We start from the raw sequence: 22,832 nt of genomic DNA on the forward strand, positions 1-22,832 counted from the left end.
AGGTGTGAGATACCTTTGGATTGCACTTTCCCTTCTAATTTTCAGCCTGCTTACCTGCATGCTGGTATGGGCGAAAGTCCACCCTTATCAAAACGAATTTTCCGCACTCATCGGATTATGGGAAGGATTTGCAGAAATCAATCCTGGAATTGTTGAACCTGGGTTTGTGATCTATAAAGAGGGTGGGTATGATGGGCAATTTTTCTATTTCCTCGCCAAATCCATGTTTTCTGATCTTGACTGGGAGTTGATTGTAGATTCTTATTTTTTCCGCCTGCATCGAATCGGTTTTACTTTCTTCGTTGGATTCCCAGCAGCCCTACTTGGCTTTACACATTATCCGATCATAGCCTTTCTCCTGCCGATGGTTATTTTTCTTCTATCCGTTGCTTGTCTTTATGACCTCCTACCAGAATCAAAAAAATGGTTATCTTTATTTTATCTTTTTTCTCCTTATTCACTGAATTCGCACTTACTATTAGTTGCCGATGGATTTTTTACGTCACTTATTGTCATCGTTATATTTCTCATCCACAGAAAATCAAATGCGGCCGCGATTCTTTTTCTTTTGACCTTTGCAATCTTTACGCGCGAGATAGGTATTTTTTTAGCAGTCCCGATTATCATTTTCTACATTTCAAAGAGGAATCCTCGTCTAGCGCTTGCATACTCTTTGCCAGCCTTATTTTTTCTAGGTTTTTTAATTTGGACAAGATCCGTTTCTCCTGCCCACTTAGGAACGAATCCTCTTGGTTTCGGCGATATGATAGATTACCCTTTATTTGGTTTTTTTAAAAGTTTTTTCGATGGGGGTATATTCCATCTCTCCTTGAAAGAAAGTGTTAAGATTCTTCTTTTTCTCCAATGGATCGCCCTTTCAATCTTCTCTGTTAGTTTTTTTTATTCAGAAAGCAGAAACCAAATCATAGGCACTCATTTGAGCCAAAGCATACTGTTGTATCTCCTCCCGATCCTTGCGAGCCTCGGAATTATATTTATAGCAGAAGAAGGTTATTGGCGCTCCTTTGACAATTTATCAAGAATGTTCACACTCTCCTTGCCACTCGCGATTCTTCTCGGCGCAAAAAAAGATACCCTCTACCTTATCTTTTTTCGGTATTCTAGCTTCGCCTTATTTATATTCTTAATCCTTCGAATCGTTTTTATTACTAAAGCAAAAGGATACTATTTATCGCCATGATATCTATTGCATACAGCCCTTGCCCGAACGACACATTCTTGTTTTATCATCTCGTTCACGGTAAAGTACCGAATTATGAAAGTGTATCCGAAGAGCTTTGGGATGTAGAGAATCTTAATGAATTTGCGAAACTTGGAAAATATCCTGTTACAAAAATCTCATTTGCTGCCTATTTTTCAGTGATTGAAAATTACATTTTACTTGAAACAGGATCAGCGCTCGGAAGAGGGTGCGGACCAATGGTTGTTAGAAAAAAGGGTAGCTCTGCGAATCTTACTTCCTGTAAACAAATATTAGTCCCTGGCTTACTCACAACCGCCAATCTATTGTTATCTCTTTACACGGAAGGGACGCACGAACCGATTCCGGTCAGATACGATTTCATCATTCCAAAACTCTTGTCCGGCGAATCCGATCTCGGGATCATCATCCACGAAGAAAGATTTACATTTGAGAGTCGAGGATTAGAAAAAGTGATCGATCTCGGGGAGTGGTGGGAGAGCTCATCGGGACTTCCGATTCCGCTGGGTGCGATTGCGATTCGAAGAAATATGGAAAGGAGTGCCGCACTTGCTTTCCAACGGTCTTTACAAAAAAGTTTGGAGATGGCCTACACCGATTCTGACGCAATGTATCGCTACATCAAAGAAAATTCTCAGAATAAAGATGATGCCGTGATCCGGTCACATATTAACCTTTATGTAAACGAGTTTACCAAATCCTTAGGCGACGAAGGCCATAAGGCCATTCTTTACTTGCGCGAAAAGGCTATCAAAGCTGGCTTTCTTAATGAAAGCCATTCTAAGCTCCCTCTCTTTCTAGGAGAGAGCTAATAGGCATAAGATCGTTCCCTTGTCCTTTCGGATTGGCTCCAAGGCTTTTGCTACAAGCATTCCTGGTTTTAATTTATTTGGATCCGCTTTAATTGCATGCCCAGAGGCAAGTCCCGATACCAGAAGATCCCCAGGAATGATAGAACCTTGTGATGCGTCCACATGGAGCTTTGCCAATCCTAAAAAGGCAACAAGCGCATATTCCATGCCTTTGCTTTCTTTTCCAAAAATTAAATTCGCACTTCCGACACAAACTCCAATGACATTGGTAGAGTAGGGGTGTTTTGAGCGGGAAAGTACATTTGATTCCTCAGTCCCGACAAGCAAATCCCCAGGTGTAACCACATCTTTCTGATCGAGTCGAAAAAATCTCGCGATACACTCTTCCTGACCATCCTTAGAAAGACGGACATTGCCTTCGTATAAAGAGTCGCCTAGCGCATGTATCGCTTTCCCCGAACCAAGCCACTCTTTTTCTTGGATTCCCATGCCGTTTGCAAATACCGCATAACTCGACTGAGATACAAAATGTCCACCAGCAGCACCCGTTCCCACGCCAAGAACACCCGCATTCTGCAAAGGGTCCTTTGACTTAGAAATACCAAGGATCCCAAGTTTTTCTGAAAATCCAACAAGACCGGTTGCGTTCCCTATCCCAACCACACCTGTTCCTTCTCCTGTATTTTTAGCAAAGACGATCGCGTCATTTGCAACAGGTGGAACGTGTCCCTTGGAAGGAGAACTTGTTTCTGCTGTAATTCTTAGTAACCCGGTATGCGAATCAAAACTATGCAACTTCTCCGCATAATCATGTGTATGTGCAACGGGAGCTCGCATATCACTTAGTCTTGGATCATCTGCCGTTACCACTTTCCCCGATGTATTTTCACCGAGTTTGGAAAGCACGACAATTCCCGCCTTCTCGAAATCAGCTGGTTGTATACGTTTGTCATTTCCCTGAACGACCACTCCGGGTTTATTTTCGCCTGAGTGTGCTAATTGGACAATTCCATAACCTTCCGTAGTCCCATGTTTTAATCTTTTGTCATTGGCTTGTACAACAGTATCCGGCTCTTCTGCACCATTTAGGGAAAGCTTGACGATACCTTTTGCGGTCGCGGTCGCATCTTTTAATCTAGGATCATCACCAGTAACAACTTTATCTATGGCAACTTCCCCGAGTTCTGCCAATTGGACAAGTCCATGCGATTTTTTGGTAGCTAGCTTCAACCGTGAGTCATTTCCTTGCACAACGACTCCAGGACGAGTCTCACCATCTTCTGCCAGTTCAACGATACCTGCATGTTCCGTTGTTGCGATTCGTAATCTTTCATCGTCTGATTGTACCACTAGACCAGGTCTCGCTTCCCCTGATCTCCCCAAACGCACGAGACCGTGAGTTAGCTCACTCGCAATTTTTAAACGCTTATCATTTCCTTGTACGACAACACCAGGTTTCTCTTCTCCATCGCTTGCAAGCTCAACAATTCCTCGGTATTCTGTGGATGCGTCTCTGAGCCTGCGGTCGTTAGATTGGACGACCACACCTTCTTTGACTTCTCCGTCCACTGCCAATCGAATGATGCCTGATCGTAATACGGATGCGTAAGGAAGAGGCTCTCTGATAGGCCCACCTGAATCTTTTTTATCAGGACTTGAAAAAAATTCGATTTCGATGATCTCTGTTACGTATTCCTTTTTGTTTTGCTGCTTTTCCTGTAAAAAAACCAGTTTCAAAAATCGTAGATTAACGGGAGATACGCGCCATTTGTACCAAGTACCGGCTTCGGAAAGAAAATTATTTTCTTCATGCAATTGATGCCATGTCAGATCATCTTCGCTATAATAAGCGATAAAACGTTCCGGAAAATTTGTATTCGGATCATTTTTAGTGAGCATCCGAATTTCTTCCATTCGGTTTACGCTACCTAAATCAAAGATCAGGTATTCATCTTCTGGCTCTTCTTTTTTCTTCGATGACCAACCATAGTCAGGTCGCGTATCGATCAGGTTTTCTTTTACCCATAGACGGTCCAATTCGGAGCTCGCTTGGATGTTTGTTACCCCAGTGATGAGCAATTTTAGATTGCCAAAATTAATACGGTTTCTACCGTTATTTGCTTTGCGCGAAATTTTTGAGACAAATTTCACATAACGAGCGCTCGTCAGCGAAAAAAGCCATTTAGCAGAAGTCTTAAAAGATTTCCGAAATGCCGATTCTTGTAAAATGGGTTCCCAATACTTTCCATCATGAGATAATTCAAAGCGGAAGGAATCTGGAAAATAATCTAACCCTTCTTTGCCGGGAAGGAGCTCGATCCCATTAAAAAAAACTGGCTCTTCAAATTCGAATACAATCGAAGAAAGGCCCACGGAGTCCCTTTCCTCAAAAAAGGAAATAAACTCATCATTTTTGACTTCGTATTGTCCTGTTGTCTTAACAGAACGGATCGGTAGGGAGTAGGGGTGACTGACCCGGATCAGGTTTTCTTTCATGCTATAATACGTTTAACTTCCTTCCAAAAATTCCTATTTTTCTCTTTAGTCTATCGAATTTCACTCAGGCGAGAGACTTCTTCTTGCTCTTGAAAAAGAACCACGAGGGTGGGTTTAACTTTTTCAGTAAAATACTTGGAGATGATTTGTTTGGCAAACCCAGTGACAGGAGACCGCACAAGTAGTACCTTCCCGTCAATGACGATATCGATCTGCTCTAACTCCTTCCAAGTCGTTTGCGAAAGTTGTTGGCCTGCCCAGTCTAAAAACCCCATCCAAGAAGCGGGGTGTGTGACCATTACTTCCTCTTGCTTTTTCTGCTCATAATTCAGCACTTTTGACTTTTGCCTTACTTTTTCTTTGCACACCCCGAGTAGGTAGGGCATGTCTTTTTCTAGAGAAAGAGAGCGGGCTTGGGAGTAGGCGTCGAAGGCAATGTCCGACCCAAAGAGGCCAATGAGTTGTTCCAGATTGGATGCGCTGGTGGTGGTGGACTCTTCCCTTTTCTCCGTTTTGCCCAAGGGCTCCGATTGGTTTGTATTGGATATAGTTATATTAATATGGTTAGGGGGTATGGAGGCACCCCTCCCATCGCTGTTTTTATCCCCCTCCTGCTGGGACAAAAATCCCCCACCCCGAGGTATGTTTATATCCCCCAGAGGGGTAATTTTGGATCCCTCGTAGTGGAAAGAAAAGTGGTATCTTGTGGCAGTTTTCCCGTTGCCTGGTACTTGATAGAGAAGTCCCGCTTGGGTGAGCTCCTTTTTCGCTTGCACGATGGATTTTTTGGTTTTAAAGCCCGTGAGCTTCAAAAGCATTTCTGTCCCAGGCCAAACCGGCTTAAACTTTGAATCACTAAATTTCAAAAGCACAGGGTATAGAGTCTTCGCAGCGCTGGACAAATTTGCCCAGACGCCCGAATCGATGATGTCCGTCATCAAGCGGATATAAGGATGGTAGTCACTCATCCGGCCTCCTGTAAAATATGCGCAAAAAACAAACTAATTCTAAGCAAATTTTACGAAGGAGTTGACTTTATTTGACATAATGTTAATTATGTCTCATCCAACAACATTCCTTCGGGAAAACCCGGTCCCCTGATTCCAGGGGATTTTTTTTATCTCTCGATAAAGATGTGGATTTCCCAGCGTCCCGTTTTATATTTTGATGGGAACGTAGTACTTAAAGTTCGTTTACTATATTATGTCACATTGTAGGCAAAACGCAAAGACTGTCAAGTTTGTACAGGCTTTTTTGCCCAGTGGGGTCTGTTTTTTTTACTCAGTACTTGACAAGCAAGTACTTGTTTAGGTAGTGGCCGAATCTCCGAATTTTTTTGAAAGCTCTTTTCTTAGATATTTCAGCATTTCTCCCAGTAAAATTTCATCCTCAGACTGTATGACAATCGAATTTCCGGAACGTTTCAATTTGTATTGGGCTGGGATCCTTCTGCCCAGAGTAGGTGCCGCAGAGTCTTTGGTTTTTTTGTTAAAATCCTTGGCATCCCGGACGGTCTTCAATTCCCCTTTGCTGAACATTTCCAAGAAATTTACAAGAGACCCTTTTTTTGCTGCTTGAGCTGCTTGGACAAGGAGGTTCTTATTTTGAATGCCATAGGACCGACAGGTCACTAAATCTGCCTTTTCCATGCCGGCAATAGACAAAACCTCTGACATATAACTACGGCTTTTCCCGAATAGATCCCCGAGCTCAGCGTCTGTATAGCTATGTGCATTTTTGAGAAAGAGAAGGGCGTCCACCTCTTCATAAGGGGATAAATTTTCTCGCTGTAAGTTTTCTATGACCGCAAGCTTGTAGATCTCTTTTTCGGGTCGGTCTAGGATTTTACATTCAATTTCCTGCCATCCCAAGGACCTAGCCGCGTGGTAACGTCTCTCTCCTGCGATGATTCGGTAGTGGTCCTCGCCTTTTCCTTTTGAGACGACGATCGGCTGCAAGAGGCCATCAGCGCGGAGGGAAGCAGCCAATTCATCAATCCCCTTTTTTCTCTCTTGTCTTGGCTGGTTTTCTGCAGGTTCAATTTTTTCAATACGGATCGTGCGAATCGTACCATCTAAGTTCTCGGATTGGTAGATGTCGGCGAGAGTGCCGAGCCTTTTACTTTTTAAGCTCACGTAGAACCTCCTCTAAAAATCCTTCATATTCTTGTGACTGCCGAGAGGTTCGATTGTAATCGAAAACAGATTTTTTTGCTAAGTGGCTCTCCCCAATGGCGACACCGTCAGAAATGGTATGATCAAAAATCCGGAAGTATTTTCCAAGTACAGGCAGGATGGTTTTTGTCAGCAAAGTTTGCGGTTTGAGTTGGGTGATGAGTGCCCCCAATATTTCTAGGTCGGGGTTGATTCGCTTTTTAATCGAGGAGATGGTCTGCTGCAGTCCCACGATTCCATCCATAGAAAATTTTTCTGCCTGGAGGGGGATGAGTACATAATTAGAAGCCACGAGGCTATTGACCGTGAAGATCGATAGGGAAGGCGGGCAATCAATAATTGTAAAATCAAAATTCTCAAGGGACTGCATAGCATCTCTCAGAATATAAGGTGCTTCCACGGAGTTGACTGAAACTGTCTCCATTTCCGCCAAACGCATGCTTGACGGCGCTATCCACATATACTCGTTATACGCCGGCAAAATGACCTCGTTGATTTTCGCGGCGTTTTGAAAAAGATGAGCAAGGTCTTTGTCAATCGTTTCCGGGTTCACAAAAATGCCCGTAGAGTTGGCCTGAGGATCCATATCTATGAGAAGGGTTTTGTAATTTCTTCTAGCAAGACCCATTGCGAGATTGAGAGAAGTAGTGGTTTTTCCTTCTCCGCCCTTTTGGTTTGCAACTGCTATCGTGATCATTGATACTCTACATCCTTCTCTTTTGGTATGGTTTCTTCAGAAAATACTAGGAGCAAATGAATTTTCAAAATTTACGAAAAAAAGATTTTTCATTGCCTACACTCCATTGTCGGACATCCGACATACCAAAAATTAGTAAAAAGTATCTGTTGGAAATATGTCGGACATCCGACATTCAAAACGGTACGTACTTGACAAAGTGATTAAATTTAAACAGTTTCATAGCATGACCACTACCAGTGGCTCCTCCATATATTCCAGTGCCACTGGGCGAGCTTGGATTGAAAAAATCCTGCCACCCGCTTGGACAGAGCTATGTACAAATCTTGGGATCAAAGCTGGAGTTGTTGTACTAAAGTCTTGGGAAGATGAATCCTTTTATGAGTCCGCCTCGTTCGGTTACGGCGAGGAAGGTTTCTATTATTCCTTTCTTGCCAGAGGGGAGTCAGGCTGGAACCGCGTTAAAAATCAGATCACTCCTATACAATTCACGAGCCGGGAAACCGAACTCTTTTGCGACCCAGGCTTCGCAAGTGTCGTCGCAATTCGCGCCGGTCGGGAGAGGGAATTTGTCGGATTTCTGCTCGCGGAATGGGAAGGCGAAGAGACTCAAAATTTAGATTCCATTCTCTATTTATTTGCAGAGAAAATCAGTAAAGAGAGAGAGAATGGGAGCCCACCGGAAACGAGAGACAGTGGGCAAATAGCAGAGATAGGTTTTGAAGACAAATCGCCTTTGGTCTCGCAGATTGTTCCGAGTCTTTCGGAAAAAATGGATCTGTTTCGGCAGTCCAAAATCATGACTATCTTTGGCCCGCAAGGGAGCGGCAAAAAAACTCTGGCGAAGTGGGTTCACCACCATACAGCTTCAAATAAAACCTGCCTGTTTCTCTCATCCATTCCCGAACACCTAGGCAAGTTAGAGAAAGCTTTGGCTGCCTGGGCTTTGGAGACGACTCCCGGAACCATGGTGTTTTCGGAACCAAAAAAATGGACCCTCGGCCAGCAGAAAATTGTATCGGATTGGGTCCAATCTTCAGAGCACCACTGCCAGATACTCTTCCTCCAATCGATCGAGGAAGGTCTTGAAATTCTGCCGGGATTCGATCGCTTTCTCAAAAAAAATTCAATTCATATTCCAGGGTTTACGTTTCTGGAAAAAAACAAATTGGAAGGCATCATCCTCTCCCTCTTTCAGGACCTTGCCAAAGAGCAGAATCGTAACGGCATGCACCTCGAGCCAGCAGCCCTGGGTTCTCTTCTTGAGAGGGACTACCCGAATCATTTTACAGATTTGAAGAACATCTTACTCTCGGGGATTCTTAAATCGAAGGGAAATAGGATTGAAGAAATGGCGCTGGAAGGGGACATTTCAAAGCTCAATTTAGGCGTTCCTGACGCGGAAGATTTAGACTTGCGGAGTGGGATTCAAGCTTTAGAAAGGCAGAAGATATTGAATGCAATGAGAATCTTCTCGGGCAATCAGATCCGAATGGCAAAGGCACTTGGAATTTCGCGTGGTGCCTTACAAAATAAAATGAAACAATTGGGCATACTTTAAACCATTATGGAAGATACCGTTTACGAAGAGAGGAAAACCGCTGGGGGATTCCTAGTAAAAGTCCGCCTCTCTAAAATGACATATGTGGTTTTTACAGAGGATGGGCCTGAAGTACCGAAGGGAGCTAAAAACAATTCAATCGTAGCAATTGTACCCAAGGTTGGTTTTTTTGGTGAAGATTTTGATCTCTCACATTTCCATTTGGGAGAGCTTTCCTTTGTGAATGTAAAAGCAGGGAAAATGGTCATTCCTTACCAACATGGTTTTTCAAATGAGATCAAAACGATATTTTTAGGAACGGGCAGTCAAAGCGATGCACTCCCGGTTGTCATTTATCATTTTAAGAATAAGGAAGAGCTTATGCATTCCTGGGAGAAGGGAGACCAGGTCCAATTCCTTGTAGTGGATGAAGAGATCCCGAGATCAGAAATGGTCACCTTCAAAATCCGCTATCCGAGCCTAAACATTCTAGTGATCAAAAAAAGGATCAACACCTCGGCCGAATCTCTCGCGCCAAAGGTGGACCCGAAACTTGGGGAAGCGGGCAAGGGCATTGTAGATTATGATAAAGTTCGGGCCACAGATGTTGCCAGAAACTCCAACTTAAACATGCAAAGCGAAAACCCTGTTTTCTTGGCAAGGATCCACCTTCGGACCATGGAGTTGGACAAAGTCAAACAGCTCCTTTTGGACTTTAAACTTGTAGCCCAAGATGTCTCTTTTATTAGAACTTTTCTGGAAGTGATGATTAAAAATGAATACTCCAAGCCAGAACTAGAGACCGCAAAACCGAGGCTCGTTGCTCTGAATGAAGCATTTCGACTTTCTGTTTTGATTTTGGAATTTCGTATCGAGGATTTTGAGAAAGAACTGGAAAAAGGCTTCTCTTCGGAAATTTCGAGCATGATCTATGCGATGCTTGCCAAAGAGCAGGAGGCAGCGACTGAAATTGAACAAGAGATCGTACTTTGGGAATGGAAACTCCGTACACGGGCGATGATGTACAAACGTTAAAAATCTCTCAAAAATCAGAAAAAAAGCTTCCGTTTTTAGTGGAAAACCTTACATTTGAGGAAAGTAGCTATGAATTTCCTCAGAAATGGACATAATTTGGCACGAATCTTGCTGGGCAATTTCGCATTTGCTCTAGGGATTCTATGCCTTTCCCCAGCTACCCTATTTGCAGAAACAGAGATCCAGCCGATAGTTCTCCCCGCTGTCGAACTTATAACGCCAGTGTTACTTGCTCATGGAGTAGTCTCGGAAGTGGTCGTGCCCGAGACAGAAACGAACATAGCTGTTTCACAATCGTCTGCCAAAATCGAATCCTCTGATTTGAAACGCCGTCCTGGCCATTGCCTGGCACAACCAATCGGCTCTACCGCCACAGCTTTGGACTCCCTTTTTGCCAATGACTGCCGAAGCGTCTCTGAGAGGGCAGTTAGTTCCCTTTCGCAAAAAAACGAACCTGGTGCCAAAACTTCCGATTTAAAATCGGTTGCCAATCTAGGTCTCCTTGCTTTTTTTGAAATATGTCTCAGCCAAAGCGAGTTGCCTTCCAAAAATTTATCAACGCCATGCGCAAACTCTCCATCGAAGTCAATGATACGGAAATCTGCAAACGACTCGAGATCCTTATGGCCACTAGCAAAGACGATCTCCCTTTGGCACAGGTCAATCTCCTGCTTACTGATCCCAAGAACTTCGATCCTAGAAGCATCGCCGAGCCGTTTACACAATATGTCCGACATTTCATCTATATGGTTAAGCGAAACGGACGAGTACCCGCTGATTTGGGTGGAAATGATGGCAGTAACGCCGCCAACCCTTCTGGGGAAGTTAGAGACAACCAAAAGCTAGGATCGGGTAAAAAGTCCTCGTCTGCCCCAAAAAAGAAAGCCTCTAGCAAAAAATCTCTGAAAAAATAACCGCTTCTCACAAACAACATCTCTCCCTGTGCTACATACAGGGCCAAACGACTAGATCCTCTCCCCAACCTGTCCTTCCTTTGCTTTTCCCGAAATAGACATGAAAACCTTTTAACTGCTTTTATTTAGGCAGTTATATTCCTTCTCAACCGCCAAAGGCAGAAAATCAAAAAACATAGACAGAGTTATGCTTATTTATGGGCATTTAGTACAAAATCTGGCAGATCTGGCAAATGCCTCCCGGTTGGCAATTGTTTTTGGCATTTAGGTAGCAATGACGAAAAGCAGTCGATTCCTTGGAGCGTTCCTCAGAAAGCCGCAAGACCATTCTAAGGCGGTTCTGGCGATGGGACAGGTGATAGCCAAAGTGGGAGACATGCTTTTCCTTCTCTCTGCACACAAACGAAAACCAACTCTGTGGTTTCTGGAAAAAACATTACCATCCTATGCCGGAAAGTGGACGATTGCCAACTGTCCAAATTCCGACAGCTAGGGAGGATCCCAAGGAGCTTCGTAAGAATATCTAGGTTTTATTTGGTCTATATGTGCAATTGCGTTCGAAAGTCTTCTAGGGGCTTGCTCGTCCAGTGCATGAGGCGGAAACATACTTTGGGCAGGGAAATTGAAAGCGGGAACTGCCGAAAACTTGCCATTTGGGATGGTTTTTCTTTCCAATCAACAGGGAAATGCTGTAAGCAGGTCGGGAGGCAAAAAGGTCTCCAAAAGCAGCAAAATACTGCCATTATGACATGTGTATGAAGCCTTCCTGCGCATGCGATTCCGTCATAGTATTGAATAATGCTTTACGCCTGCCTGCTCTACGCGCTACTCTCGCCGCATGGCAGAAACAATCCGCTTGCGTGTAAAATGCCACGCATGCTCGAATTTAATTGAGGGAACGGCAAAATATGGCTCTGGGCATTTCGTTCCAGAGGGAATCGTCTTTGATTTTGTGGCCGTAGGAAAGGTAGAAGGGGCTCAAGGGAGAAGGGTTAAGGCAGAAGTGACCTGCACCTGTCCCAACTGCGGAGTCAAGTGCAAATACAACGTCTAGGTGCTGTTGAGAAAGCGGAATTTATGATGAAAAGTAGCATAATGATGCCCAATAATAGGCAAGATAAAGTGTAAACTATAAGGCACTTAATGATTTTTACTACTCCATTATATGTAATCTTTATCGTCTTTTTAATGCTGTCTTTTTTGCCACTAAATGTCTACTTTGTTTATTTGGTCAAAAAACTGCGCTTTAATAAGCAGATATATGTGGTTTTTAGGGCGTATATACTGCTTATATTTAGTCTTTTGTTTTATTCTTCTTGGAATCCCAAATATTTGGTGCTCATGGTATGGGTAGCCGCCTTCGATTTTTCCATTTCTCAGTGGATGCAGGAAGAGAGGGCGAGAAAACATAGGAAGTGGCTATTGGCTCTGTCTCTAGCCAATAACTTAGGTGTTCTTATTGCATTTAAATATTTAGGTTTTTTCGAAGAAAGTCTTGTTGGCCTCATCCACTTACTTGGAATGGAAGCTCACATTGAGATTTTGCGTTTGGTATTGCCTGTCGGGATATCTTTCTATATCTTTCAGTCGATTTCCTATATTGTCGATATTTACCGTGGCATTCTGCCTCCTGAGCGAAATTTTTTCTACTATTTGTTTTATCTCTCCTTTTTCCCTCAGCTCGTGGCAGGTCCTATCGTGCAGGCAAAGGTGTTTCTGCCCCAAATCCGACGGATGAAACCCATCTCTCCGTTAAATCTGAAAATGGCCCTATTCCTCCTCCTTTTGGGTGCTTTTAAGAAGTCGGTTCTTGCGGACCACTTAGCAATCACCGCCGATTTTTCCTTTTCCCATATAATGGACGTGGACCGAAAATTTCTATGGTTGGGTCTTCTCTCCTATACGGGGCAGATTTATTGTGATTTTTCTGGGTATACGGATATTGCCCTTGGATCGGCACTTATATTCGGGTTCCGGTTGCCTGAAAATTTTCGAATGCCCTATCTAGCTCGAGGGTTTTCCGATTTCTGGCGGCGCTGGCATATCTCTTTATCGAGTTGGTTGAAAAGTTATCTCTATATACCGATAGGCGGGAACAGGCATGGCGGATTGCGCACGTATAGGAACCTAATGATCGTAATGTTGCTTGGCGGATTGTGGCACGGGGCAAATTGGAATTTCATCGTTTGGGGACTTGGTCATGGTATACTTTTATCACTAGAAAAAGGGATAAAGGACCTACTCCAAATGTCAAAGTATTGGAAAGTTTGGCTCGAAGGAAAATGGGCACGAATTTTTGTCGGGATAGGATCCTGGTTATTCACTTTTGTTTCTGTTTCCCTTTTGTGGATATTCTTCCGAAGCACAAAATTTAGTGATTCCCTGTGCTATCTACAGGGCCTTTTTATCAAAAATGGCGATATTTCGATCTCTTACACCCAGGAAATGGTAACAATTTGGTGTTTACTTGCCATTGTGCTTGGTCATATATTAGGGGATCGGTATGTGAAACGATGGTCTAAATTGGAACGAGACAAATCAAGAAAACAAACGCCCGTAAGGTATATGTTCCTTGGAGCCCTATTTTCATTGGGTTTTATTGCTGTCGTACTGATGTCTGGAAATAGTTTGCCATTCGTTTATTTTGTATTTTGATGAATAAATATAAAACAAATATCATTCTGATCCTCTCCTTCGTTGTGAGCCTTTTTTTATTCGATTGGGCATTCTTCCGAACAGGGCAATACTTACTTCCCAATGAATCACCCTGGAATACGAATCACTTTTTCAATTTCTTGTACGAATACCAACGAATTAGCCGAACGGAAAAAACGAAGCCCCGCATCTTAGTATTGGGTAGCTCAATTGCCTATTATTCAATTTCCGCAGAACTATTGTCAGCTGAATTGAAGGTTCGTACCGGTATCGATTATGAAATCATATACCTCGCATATGCTGGGAATAGCCCCTTGTATGTATATTTGCTTTTAGGCTGGTTGTTCCCGCTTAAACCAGATTTAGTTGTGTATCCTATTAATTTTATCGACTATCGGCTTCATCGAACCTATGTAATGTTCCCGGAGGGAAAAAATGAGGATGTGGATGAACAGATTCTCAATAGGGATGCATTGTCCTTTGCCGAAGCGCCTCAATCTCTATGGGTATTCCCTTGGGAGACTCTGAGCGAAGTTGGTAGTTCCATGGACATGGCCGAAAAGGCAAAATATTTTTTCGCGGGACTTTTCTCTTTTTATAAGGATCAGGATTTTTATCTCACGAATTTGCAAAATATTTACAACCATAGGTTTGGCAGAAATACAAGTTACCATGCCTATATGGGCGTGAATATTCCGGAAGGAATCAATGCCTTAGGCTGGACTGGTAAAAAATTTTCATTCTACCCTATTGAAAAAATGAAGGTGGGAAAGGAAGGGATTTGGCTTGAGATCACTCCGTTCCTTTTGCGAGAAGGCAAGGTGGAGCTCGTTTTTACTACTGATTCTGGAAGAAAACAAGTCGTTACGTTTGATTCCTCGGGCTGGAAACAGGTCTTTCTGGAACCGAGGTTTTTTGATTTTAAAGAAATGGTAACGGCAGAACTTTCAAGTGTTTGGTATGCCAATTCGGCAATGGGGGCATATCTAGATTATCATTTAGATCCCATGGGTGTGCGATTGCAGCAGACTTTTGGCCTCGCTTCGCCTCCGAAAAATGAGCAGTACAGTCGACCAAAGCGAAGCGAAGACTTTCGGTATATAAGCATGGATGATGCGCAGTATGAATCTTATTTTTATTATCGCTTGTTAGAAGGATTAGAGCTACGGCCTGGCATTGGATATTTGGTCGCATTGGAAAAGGCTAAAAAGCGAATTGCGAAGGAAAAATTTCGACCCGTCTTCCATTTCGCATATTTGAAAAAAATTTCCCAGATTTTTGAAGCCAAGGGAATTCCCTTGCTCATAGTGAATAACCCAGAAAATCCACTGTCTTTATCTTGGTATGAGAACTCGGATTGGTATGAGGGTTATTTGAAATTTCTTGGCTCCCTTGCATCACAAAGCGTACACGTTTCCGATATGCGTCACGATCTCCCCATGCAAGGATTTTCCGACTTCCATCACTTTACCTATCCAGGAATGGAGCAAATGAATCCGATTTATGCAAAGGAGATCGTAAATCTCTTTTCTAAATAGCCTCTTTTTTAGACCTTACGAATAGTTAAGGAATTTTATGGAAAAAATCAAGGTTGGGGTCCTAGGAGCCACAGGTTCCGTAGGCCAAAGATTTATACAGCTACTGGAAAATCATCCATTCTTCACAGTCTCCCATCTGGCAGCTTCTGAACGAAGTGCGGGGCAATCGTATGGTGAAGTTATGAAGTCAAAATGGAAGATTTCATCTGATATACCCGATTATGCGAAAGGTATTATGATTTCGCTTCCGAAACCAGCTGATACAATGGGCGTTAGCTTAGTATTTAGTGGTCTTGATTCGTCAATCGCTGGTGAGGTGGAGACAGAATATGCAAATGCTGGTGTCATCGTAATCTCAAATTCAAAAAATCATAGAATGGTACCAAACGTACCTCTCCTTTCTGCAGAAGTAAATGCGGATCATCTTGAGGTTTTGAAATCTCAAAGCACGAGTGGAAAAATCATTACTAACTCGAACTGTACGATCATGGGTGTGACCATTTCTCTAAAGCCATTATTTGACAAGTTTGGTTTAGAGTCAGTCATGCTCTTTTCCATGCAGGCGATTTCTGGCGCAGGTTATCCGGGTGTTCCAACGATGGACATACTTGGCAATGTAGTTCCTTATATTAGCGGGGAAGAGGATAAAGCAGAAGAAGAGCCACAGAAGTGTTTAGGAACTGTAGAAAATGGTAAAATCAAACATGCGGATTTTAAAATTTCCGCTCATTGCAATCGAGTGCCGGTGTTTGACGGTCATACCGTTTGTGTCAGTGCTAAGTTCAAAAAGAAGCCAAGTAAAAATGATATTCTAGCAGCTTGGAAAGAGTTTGCAGGAGAGCCGCAGAAGATGAAGCTTCCTCTCGCTCCTGAGCAGACCATCGTATATCGCGAAGAGAACGATCGCCCGCAACCAAGATTGGATCTGGAAACTGGTAGAGGTATGTCAACTGTAGTAGGAAGACTTCGCGAAGATTCTATTTTGGATTGGAAGTGGGTTGTGCTCTCGCATAACACGATCAGAGGTGCTGCAGGTGCTGCCCTCTTGAATGCCGAGTTACTTTATCAAAAGGGTCTCATCCCAAAGGGATAAATCAAAGGAAATGTTAGAACCGAATCTCTCTGAACTTCGAGTGATGGATTACACAGCTTGTCTCCAAAAGGTCCAAGCTATGGATTCACGGGGAGATTTTTCATATAAGGGCGTTTATAAAGTCCTTCTGGTCATATTCGAATGGACAGACAAGTTTTTGCAGAACAAAGTTTTGCCGAATACCGAGCAGATTGAACGTGATAGCTCCATTGACAGGGATCGAACGGAAACCTACGTTACCGATTTATGCTTTCGCCAAAATCCACCCATCTTAAAAAAACTAAATGTTTTAGAGTTCCATCCTAATGAAACGGGTGATCCGGAAAATCCGAAAACATTTCTGAAGCACAACACGGTATTTGCGAGACCCACCACGAGTGATGGGGGGACTGCATTCCGTTATGCCCTCGGTTTGAATGAACTCTCCGCCAACGCGATTAAGAGTTGGTTCACAGAAAAACGTAAATACGTCGGGAAAGAGAAATTAAAAAAAATCATTAAAAGCGCTGTCGATTCCAACCGTTTATTTGATACGTACGCATCTACAGAAATAGGAAACTTATTCCAGTGCCCATATGATAAAACAAAGCCGCAGAAAGACTCAACAATTATCATCCATCTAAAGCCCATATTGAAGCAGTTAGTCGACTGGAAGATATTGTTTTTTTTCCGAAATGATAAGGCAAGCCGACCTGGAAACAAATCAGTGTTTATTTACAACGTACCCGAAGAAATTGCGGATCGCTATGATGCATACGTTGATTATGTGAAGACCACGATTCATCCAAACCTTCATAAGATGGGTGTTGTAGGCGATATTACAGAGGATTCTTGGCGTTCACCGAAGAGCATACTCACCGAGATTCTTGGTTATTTAAATGAATCGTATGGAGATCAAAAGAGCCTTGTGGAAGAGTGTTTGATCTTAAATGAAATTATAGAAAAAGATAGAGAGAGAGAAGAAAAGCATAAGAGAAAGCAACAAGTAGAAGATATCATGGCGTTTCTTGCGGAAGCCGGAAGAATCGTTGAATTGAATCAACTCCGAGTGGCGGGTGAGCCAATTACGGATGAATTTCGTGCACAGTTACTTTCGCAGCCCGAAATTTTATATGCCGAGTATGCAGATAGAAAAATCTATAATGAATTTATACTTCATAAAGGATGTATAGAAGCCGCAATTGACTCTGCGAAAAGAAATTTCGCATTAAAAAAAGCTGACCTAGAGATTCGAGTTTTAAGTTTAATGAATGTTACAGTTCACTTAGGTGAAGAAGGGCCGAAAAGGATTTTAGAGGAAATTGAATCTCAAAGCTTATTTCCGTTTCTGCCATTTTTTACAAGACTTTGGCGCATGATTGTTGGCTCTCAAACTGTCTATAAGCATGAAATCCCGCCTATTCGGGCAAGGTTGCAACAGCAGTTAAACAAAGATTTGGCTACCCAAAAGACAATTAAGCTTGCCCAAGAAAAGGAGAGAATTGTTAAGGCTAGGGTGAAAGAGAAAGAAGAAAAGGAAAAGGAATCCAAGACTATCGCAAAGCAGTCATCAGATGAAGATGGGGATTCCGAACCTGTGAAGTCTGGTTCTCCAGAAGAAGAGAAAAAATGGAAAGAGTCCATGGACGAGATTGTTAAAATCTTGGATGAAGCATGGGAGTTCGGTGTATTTCCTGATCGCGAGTATGTGCTTAGTAAAATGAATGGAAAATACACGGAAGACAATCTGATCTTTTTTCTAAAGAAATTTGGAGGAAAAGAGATCTACTCCTATCCCATTCGGAACCAAAGAGAAAAGTATCCATGGCCGATCTTGGTGTCATCCTCCTATTTAAAGAAAAATGGGAAAAAGCTTTTGGACAAGGTGAAGGAAGAAAGCGACAAACAGAGAGCCGAAAAATTTCCAAACCAAGAGAAATTTGACATTGCCGAATCCCAATTAGATTTTCTTAATAGAATCTTACCTCGTTTGAAACCATAACATGCCTGCAATAGAAGATAGAAGAGCCCGAAAAACCAAAATCGTTTGTACCATTGGACCTGCGACCATGTCGAAGGATATGTTAAGACAACTTGCCCAGGCAGGAATGAACATAGCTAGGATCAACATGTCGCATGGTGATCATGAGTTCCATAGAAAGATCATTCGTACAATCAAAAGTTTGAATAAAGACGAATTACATAAAAATCCGATCTCAATTTTATTGGATACACAAGGTCCCGAGATAAGAACAGGTGACGTTGCCAATGATTTGCATCTCAAAGTGGGAGAGACGTTTACGTTTCACATCATTCCTGGTATGGAAGCCGAGGCACAAAGCGTTTTTGTAAACTATCGAGACATCGTTAAGGATCTAAAGGTCGGAGATAAAGTCACAGTCGATAATGGTCTCATTAACTTATCTGTACTTGAAATTAAAGAGAATGAACTCGTGTGCACAGTGCTCGATGGCGGAAAGCTTGGGTCGAGAAAACATATCAACCTCCCGGGGATTCGCGTGAATCTGCCATCCATCACGCCTAAAGATTTAAAAGACATTGTATTTGGTTTGGAAGAAGACATTGATTTTGTTGCCTTATCTTTCGTTCGGTCACATGAGGATGTCATCCAACTTCGTGGGATCATCGAAGAAAGAAATCATCATGCGCAGATCATTGCAAAAATTGAAGACCAAGAAGGACTTGCAAATCTTGATGAGATCATCAAGCACTCTGATGGCATCATGGTCGCACGTGGTGATCTAGGTGTTGAGATTGAAATCGAAGAGCTTCCTATTGTGCAAAGAAGGATCATAAAACGTTGCCAAGAGGAAGGGAAAAGGGTGATCGTTGCTACCCATTTACTTGAATCAATGATTCAAAATCCTTCTCCTACGCGAGCTGAAGTGACAGACGTTGCAAATGCAGTTTATGAAGAAGCCGATGCCATCATGTTATCTGGTGAGACCGCAATGGGAAAATTTCCTGTACGCTGTGTCGAGATGTTGGATAAAATTGCTCGAAGGATGGAAAGATCGATCAACTTAGGGATGGCTGCCAATCGCACTCCGAAGGACAAAAAAGAGGAGATGGCAAGATCTGCAGCGAATCTCGCCGATAATCTTGAAGCTCCAGCGATCATTGTGATCACAAGGAGAGGGATTACCGCCAATAATTTGGCTTCATTTCATCCCAAATTTCCAATCATTCATGCTTTCACGAATATGACGTCCGTTCGACGTAAGCTTTGGATGACTCGTGGAGTCATCCCATACCGAGTAGACTTTTCTTCTGATCCAGAAAAAACGATTAAACTTGCGATTCAAACGCTGCAAAACAATGGTTATCTGCAAGTGGGAGAGAAAGTAGTCATATTATCTGACATCATTGCTGGTGAGGATCGAGTCGAAACAATTCAGGTGAGAGACGTTAAAGAGCAAAATTAGGTCTAAGGCTTGTGCGGCGAGGATCGACATTTTGTATCTTTTGTTTTTTCTTTCTCTCAGCGTCACTGTTTTCTGAGACAAATCAACCTTCGAAACAGGAATTGCCAAGTTGGCTTGGCGAATTCAAAAAATTAGACGAGAAAGAATTAGCGCAAAAAAAAGAAGGCTGGTATCTGACCGGCCTACCTCTTTTTGGGAGCGATGCAGTTTCTGGAAGTGGAGTCGGAGTACTTGCCAACATTTTTTATAATGGGACGAGAGGTACTCCTTCGTTTAGTTATACGCCATATGAGCATTTAATATCTGTTAGCGCCTACCAGACCGATAGATCGTCGAAATCTTATTTTGTTTCTTGGGATGCGCCTTATTTTTTGGACTCACCATTCCGACTCAAGGCATATCTGGGGCATGAGAAAAGCCTTCACAACCTTTATTTTGGAAAAGGGACCGAATCTTTAACACCATTATCCTACATAGAAAGGAACGATGCTGGCGGACAGAGAATGAGAAATTCTACTTTTTCCGATTTTGAAGACGCGAATTCTTTTTACACAAATCGTGGACTCGGAAAAGAAGCTGTTTCGACCCAACGATTCAACGAATACGGCTTTGAAGCAACATATGCGCAATTTGCACTCGATAAAACGATTCAGAAGGTATTTCGAGTTTGGGGGAGTGCCGAACTTACGAACAATATTATCAGACGCTACGACGGAAAGTGGACGGAAGCGAAGGATCCCTTGTTTGAAACCAAAGCAAAGGTCAGGGAGGATGAAACGCTTCTCACAAAGGATTCTAGAAGTGGCAAGATCATTGGGGCAAACGGAGGTTATGTAAATTATCTGCGTGCAGGGATCGCTTTTGATACGCGAGATTTTGAACCTGATCCCGATAGAGGTTGGTTGGTAGAATACAATGTCACTCGAGCCGAGCGCGCCATTGGTTCGGACTATAGCTACTTTCGGCACTTTGCTCAGGTGAAAAATTATTGGCAACCGTTCCCAAAATATTTTGAAGAACTCGTGATTGCACAACGAGTAGCTCTGACAAAGACTGATGGCAATGTACCCTTTTTTGATTACAGATATTTATTTTCGATCGATGGACCTTTTAGCGGAGTCGGTGGTCAGAATACCCTGCGCGGCTATCGCACAGAAAGATTTTTAGGTCCAATCATGGGTTTTTACAATGTTGAGTTAAGATGGAGAATGGGTAGCTTCGAATTGTGGGATTCCATATTTCAAATTAGCTTAGTACCTTTTTATGATATTGCGAATGTTTGGGATAAAATGAGCGAAATAAAAACTACCGGATATAAACATTCTAGAGGTTTGGGGTTACGTCTGGTATGGGACCAGTCCACTGTGATCTTAATGGACTGGGCCCGATCGAGGGAAGATTCTTTATTTTATATTGATATGGGGCATACTTTTTAAATTTTCATAGGCACTTCAATACATAAAATTTCACTCGAGATCTCCGCATCTATTTGTAATCCCTCCACATCCCATACGCCCAAAGCATCTCTTCTTTCAAGCACGTGGTCATTAATTTTAACCTTGCCGCTGATTAGAAAAATATAGACACCATTCCCTTTCGTTTGCAACGTATAGGTGAGAGTGTGCGATGGCTCAAGTGTACTTAAAGAAAAATAAGCATCTTGGTTGATCCATACGGCATTGCTATCATTAGGTGACACAACGCATTGCCATTTGTTCTTTCTCTCCACGGGAGAATAGGATTTTTGAGCATATCTTGGTTCGATGTTTCTTTCTTTTGGCAGAATCCATATCTGAAGAAAATTCACGTTTTTATCTGGGCTATGATTGAATTCAGAATGTCGGATGCCTGAACCTGCGGACATGATTTGCACGTCCCCTGTTAGGATCACTCCGTTTGTTCCGGTACTATCTTTATGAGCCAGCTCACCATATAACGGAATGGAGACGATTTCCATATTATCATGCGGATGTGTTCCAAATCCCATGGAAGGCGTGACGACATCATCATTCAGCACTCGGAGAGCACCAAAATTCGTTTTCTCAGGATTGTAATAATTCCCAAAGCTAAAAGAGTGGAAGCTGTCAAGCCATCCGAAATTTGCATGCCCTCTATCGGCATGGGAGTGGAAAATTGTTTTCATTGAGTCCTCGTTCGATATTAAGTAGTTTAATATCGAATCATATTTTGTCAATCTCATTTTTCAGTAGATTCCCGAGTGGAAGCCATTTCCTTCCTGGCTTCCTTTTTTTTATCAACTAACAAAAGATAGGGCGAAACTAGATTTAAGTCCATCACTCCGCTTTCGGCAACAATCGGGATCGGAATAGTAGTTTGACACCGATTTTATATGGGAAATTCTTCATTTTGGAGTCATTATATGTATTGGAAAAATAAAGTGGTATGGGTTACGGGAGCTTCATCTGGAATCGGGGAAGCCTTGGTTAAAGAATTGGCAAAGTCGGGTGCTCTGATCATCCTCTCCTCCCGAAATGAGAAAGAGTTGAAGCGCGTCGGAGCCGAGGCAGGACTAACGAATCAAACGTCTCTTATTTTACCATTGGATTTGGAAAAATATAAATTACTGGGGAAAGCAGTACCTCTTGCATTAAAAAAATGGGGGCATGTTGATGTACTCATCAATAATGGAGGCGTTAGTCAAAGGGATTTGGCTGAAAATACTTCTATTGCAGTAACAGAAAAAATCATGGCGATCAATTTTTTTGGGACAGTGGCACTTACCTCAGCCTTGTATCCTCATATGAAATCTAGGAAAATGGGCAAGATCGCTGTCATATCTAGTATTGCAGGTAAAGTTGGCACACGGATGAGGACTACCTATTGTGCTAGCAAACATGCGTTACAAGGATACTTCGATGGGCTAAGGGCTGAGGCTTATCATGATGGCATTCAAGTTTCAATTATTTGTCCAGGTTATATCAAAACGAAAATTTCAAACAATGCACTTCTTGGAAATGGGAAAAGTCAAAATAAAATGGATGATGGGATCGCTAGTGGACTCGACGTAACCGAAACAGCCAAACGGATATTAAATGGAGTCGAGAAGGGTAAGGATGAAGTCATTATCAGCCGACCAAAGGAAAAACTTGCCACGTATCTCAAAAGATTTGCACCAGGACTCCTTGCAAAAATTTTACGGTCTGCAAAAGTAACCTAATTTCGTATGCCTTGGGAGAATGGTCTAAGCTACGGCTCTTTTAAAAAAATTTT

20 protein-coding genes are annotated in these 22,832 nt (G+C 42.5%); 14 read left to right on the forward strand and 6 right to left on the reverse strand.

Annotated features, from left to right (window positions below; genetic code table 11):
• Window positions 1-4: 4 nt before the first annotated feature.
• Both EHQ58_RS04285 and EHQ58_RS04290 read left to right on the forward strand, forming a co-directional pair.
• Window positions 5-1,201, forward strand: coding sequence for an AZOBR_p60025 family cell surface glycopolymer formation protein (locus EHQ58_RS04285; RefSeq protein WP_246047128.1), 1,197 nt, complete (start codon window positions 5-7; stop codon window positions 1,199-1,201).
• Entirely contained in the window at window positions 1,198-2,034 is an 837-nt protein-coding gene (locus EHQ58_RS04290; RefSeq protein ID WP_135622374.1) for a 1,4-dihydroxy-6-naphtoate synthase, read from the forward strand. Before EHQ58_RS04285 ends, EHQ58_RS04290 begins: the two co-directional genes overlap by 4 nt.
• Here the strand turns inward: EHQ58_RS04290 and EHQ58_RS04295 are convergent.
• The 4 genes from EHQ58_RS04295 to EHQ58_RS04310 form a co-directional block, all read right to left on the reverse strand.
• Window positions 2,020-4,530 carry a discoidin domain-containing protein gene (locus EHQ58_RS04295; protein WP_135622378.1) on the reverse strand — a complete coding sequence of 837 codons (2,511 nt, stop codon included), beginning with the start codon at window positions 4,528-4,530 and terminating at the stop codon, window positions 2,020-2,022. The two genes, EHQ58_RS04290 and EHQ58_RS04295, sit on opposite strands and share 15 nt — an antisense overlap.
• A gap of 50 nt (window positions 4,531-4,580) precedes the next feature.
• On the reverse strand, window positions 4,581-5,498 hold the full coding sequence (locus EHQ58_RS04300) for a helix-turn-helix domain-containing protein (RefSeq protein WP_135622381.1): 918 nt from the start codon (window positions 5,496-5,498) through the stop codon (window positions 4,581-4,583).
• A gap of 339 nt (window positions 5,499-5,837) precedes the next feature.
• Window positions 5,838-6,665 carry a ParB/RepB/Spo0J family partition protein gene (locus EHQ58_RS04305; RefSeq protein ID WP_135622385.1) on the reverse strand — a complete coding sequence of 276 codons (828 nt, stop codon included), beginning with the start codon at window positions 6,663-6,665 and terminating at the stop codon, window positions 5,838-5,840.
• Window positions 6,649-7,401: a ParA family protein gene (locus EHQ58_RS04310; protein WP_135622389.1), complete on the reverse strand. Its 753-nt coding sequence runs from the start codon at window positions 7,399-7,401 to the stop codon at window positions 6,649-6,651. The genes EHQ58_RS04305 and EHQ58_RS04310 overlap by 17 nt, the downstream gene beginning before the upstream one ends.
• Window positions 7,402-7,600: 199 nt before the next feature.
• Between EHQ58_RS04310 and EHQ58_RS04315 the strand changes: the two genes are divergently transcribed.
• Window positions 7,601-8,962 carry a helix-turn-helix domain-containing protein gene (locus EHQ58_RS04315; protein ID WP_167883530.1) on the forward strand — a complete coding sequence of 454 codons (1,362 nt, stop codon included), beginning with the start codon at window positions 7,601-7,603 and terminating at the stop codon, window positions 8,960-8,962.
• Between the two features lie 6 nt (window positions 8,963-8,968).
• The gene (locus EHQ58_RS04320) at window positions 8,969-9,976 is read left to right on the forward strand and encodes a hypothetical protein (RefSeq protein ID WP_135622398.1); all 1,008 of its coding nucleotides are present in this window, start codon (window positions 8,969-8,971) and stop codon (window positions 9,974-9,976) included.
• A gap of 233 nt (window positions 9,977-10,209) precedes the next feature.
• Here the strand turns inward: EHQ58_RS04320 and EHQ58_RS04325 are convergent, their stop codons facing one another.
• A complete protein-coding gene (locus EHQ58_RS04325) occupies window positions 10,210-10,467 on the reverse strand; it encodes a hypothetical protein (RefSeq protein ID WP_135622401.1) in 258 nt (85 codons plus the stop codon).
• A 27-nt stretch (window positions 10,468-10,494) separates the two neighbouring features.
• On the opposite strand from EHQ58_RS04325, the gene EHQ58_RS04330 reads away from it, so the two are divergent.
• From EHQ58_RS04330 to omp85, 9 genes are all read left to right on the forward strand, one after another.
• Window positions 10,495-10,890, forward strand: a complete 396-nt coding sequence (locus EHQ58_RS04330; protein WP_135622404.1) for a phosphatidylinositol phospholipase — start codon at window positions 10,495-10,497, stop codon at window positions 10,888-10,890.
• A 274-nt stretch (window positions 10,891-11,164) separates the two neighbouring features.
• Complete coding sequence (locus EHQ58_RS04335; RefSeq protein WP_135622407.1) at window positions 11,165-11,383, forward strand: hypothetical protein; 219 nt, start codon at window positions 11,165-11,167, stop codon at window positions 11,381-11,383.
• A 345-nt stretch (window positions 11,384-11,728) separates the two neighbouring features.
• Complete coding sequence (locus EHQ58_RS04340) at window positions 11,729-11,944, forward strand: hypothetical protein (protein WP_083901925.1); 216 nt, start codon at window positions 11,729-11,731, stop codon at window positions 11,942-11,944.
• Between the two features lie 134 nt (window positions 11,945-12,078).
• Window positions 12,079-13,545 carry an MBOAT family O-acyltransferase gene (locus EHQ58_RS04345; protein ID WP_342776213.1) on the forward strand — a complete coding sequence of 489 codons (1,467 nt, stop codon included), beginning with the start codon at window positions 12,079-12,081 and terminating at the stop codon, window positions 13,543-13,545.
• Window positions 13,545-15,083: a hypothetical protein gene (locus EHQ58_RS04350; protein ID WP_135622413.1), complete on the forward strand. Its 1,539-nt coding sequence runs from the start codon at window positions 13,545-13,547 to the stop codon at window positions 15,081-15,083. Before EHQ58_RS04345 ends, EHQ58_RS04350 begins: the two co-directional genes overlap by 1 nt.
• Window positions 15,084-15,120: 37 nt before the next feature.
• On the forward strand, window positions 15,121-16,176 hold the full coding sequence (asd, locus tag EHQ58_RS04355; protein ID WP_135622418.1) for an aspartate-semialdehyde dehydrogenase: 1,056 nt from the start codon (window positions 15,121-15,123) through the stop codon (window positions 16,174-16,176).
• A 10-nt stretch (window positions 16,177-16,186) separates the two neighbouring features.
• The gene (locus EHQ58_RS04360) at window positions 16,187-18,157 is read left to right on the forward strand and encodes a hypothetical protein (RefSeq protein ID WP_135622421.1); all 1,971 of its coding nucleotides are present in this window, start codon (window positions 16,187-16,189) and stop codon (window positions 18,155-18,157) included.
• A gap of 1 nt (window position 18,158) precedes the next feature.
• Complete coding sequence (gene pyk / locus EHQ58_RS04365; protein ID WP_135622425.1) at window positions 18,159-19,601, forward strand: pyruvate kinase; 1,443 nt, start codon at window positions 18,159-18,161, stop codon at window positions 19,599-19,601.
• Window positions 19,602-19,702: 101 nt separating this feature from the next.
• Window positions 19,703-21,037, forward strand: a complete 1,335-nt coding sequence (gene omp85 / locus EHQ58_RS04370) for an Omp85 family outer membrane protein (RefSeq protein ID WP_246047130.1) — start codon at window positions 19,703-19,705, stop codon at window positions 21,035-21,037.
• Here the strand turns inward: omp85 and EHQ58_RS04375 are convergent.
• Window positions 21,034-21,744 (reverse strand): pirin family protein, encoded by a 711-nt coding sequence (locus EHQ58_RS04375; RefSeq protein WP_135622430.1) that lies wholly within the window; start codon window positions 21,742-21,744, stop codon window positions 21,034-21,036. The two genes, omp85 and EHQ58_RS04375, sit on opposite strands and share 4 nt — an antisense overlap.
• Before the next feature lie 237 nt (window positions 21,745-21,981).
• On the opposite strand from EHQ58_RS04375, the gene EHQ58_RS04380 reads away from it, so the two are divergent.
• The gene (locus EHQ58_RS04380; RefSeq protein WP_135622795.1) at window positions 21,982-22,779 is read left to right on the forward strand and encodes an SDR family oxidoreductase; all 798 of its coding nucleotides are present in this window, start codon (window positions 21,982-21,984) and stop codon (window positions 22,777-22,779) included.
• The last annotated feature ends 53 nt before the right edge of the window (window positions 22,780-22,832 follow it).

It is taken from the genome of Leptospira ognonensis (assembly GCF_004770745.1).
Classification (GTDB): domain Bacteria; phylum Spirochaetota; class Leptospiria; order Leptospirales; family Leptospiraceae; genus Leptospira_A; species Leptospira_A ognonensis.

Coding starts and splice junctions, on each gene's coding strand:
- EHQ58_RS04290 (WP_135622374.1), top strand. CDS start 1,198: ATGATATCTATTGCATACAGCCCTTGCCCGAACGACACATTCTTGTTT.
- EHQ58_RS04295 (WP_135622378.1), bottom strand. CDS start 4,530: ATGAAAGAAAACCTGATCCGGGTCAGTCACCCCTACTCCCTACCGATC.
- EHQ58_RS04300 (WP_135622381.1), bottom strand. CDS start 5,498: ATGAGTGACTACCATCCTTATATCCGCTTGATGACGGACATCATCGAT.
- EHQ58_RS04310 (WP_135622389.1), bottom strand. CDS start 7,401: ATGATCACGATAGCAGTTGCAAACCAAAAGGGCGGAGAAGGAAAAACC.
- EHQ58_RS04320 (WP_135622398.1), top strand. CDS start 8,969: ATGGAAGATACCGTTTACGAAGAGAGGAAAACCGCTGGGGGATTCCTA.
- EHQ58_RS04330 (WP_135622404.1), top strand. CDS start 10,495: ATGTCTCAGCCAAAGCGAGTTGCCTTCCAAAAATTTATCAACGCCATG.
- EHQ58_RS04335 (WP_135622407.1), top strand. CDS start 11,165: ATGACGAAAAGCAGTCGATTCCTTGGAGCGTTCCTCAGAAAGCCGCAA.
- EHQ58_RS04340 (WP_083901925.1), top strand. CDS start 11,729: ATGGCAGAAACAATCCGCTTGCGTGTAAAATGCCACGCATGCTCGAAT.
- EHQ58_RS04345 (WP_342776213.1), top strand. CDS start 12,079: ATGCTGTCTTTTTTGCCACTAAATGTCTACTTTGTTTATTTGGTCAAA.
- EHQ58_RS04350 (WP_135622413.1), top strand. CDS start 13,545: ATGAATAAATATAAAACAAATATCATTCTGATCCTCTCCTTCGTTGTG.
- asd (WP_135622418.1), top strand. CDS start 15,121: ATGGAAAAAATCAAGGTTGGGGTCCTAGGAGCCACAGGTTCCGTAGGC.
- EHQ58_RS04360 (WP_135622421.1), top strand. CDS start 16,187: ATGTTAGAACCGAATCTCTCTGAACTTCGAGTGATGGATTACACAGCT.
- pyk (WP_135622425.1), top strand. CDS start 18,159: ATGCCTGCAATAGAAGATAGAAGAGCCCGAAAAACCAAAATCGTTTGT.
- EHQ58_RS04375 (WP_135622430.1), bottom strand. CDS start 21,744: ATGAAAACAATTTTCCACTCCCATGCCGATAGAGGGCATGCAAATTTC.
- EHQ58_RS04380 (WP_135622795.1), top strand. CDS start 21,982: ATGTATTGGAAAAATAAAGTGGTATGGGTTACGGGAGCTTCATCTGGA.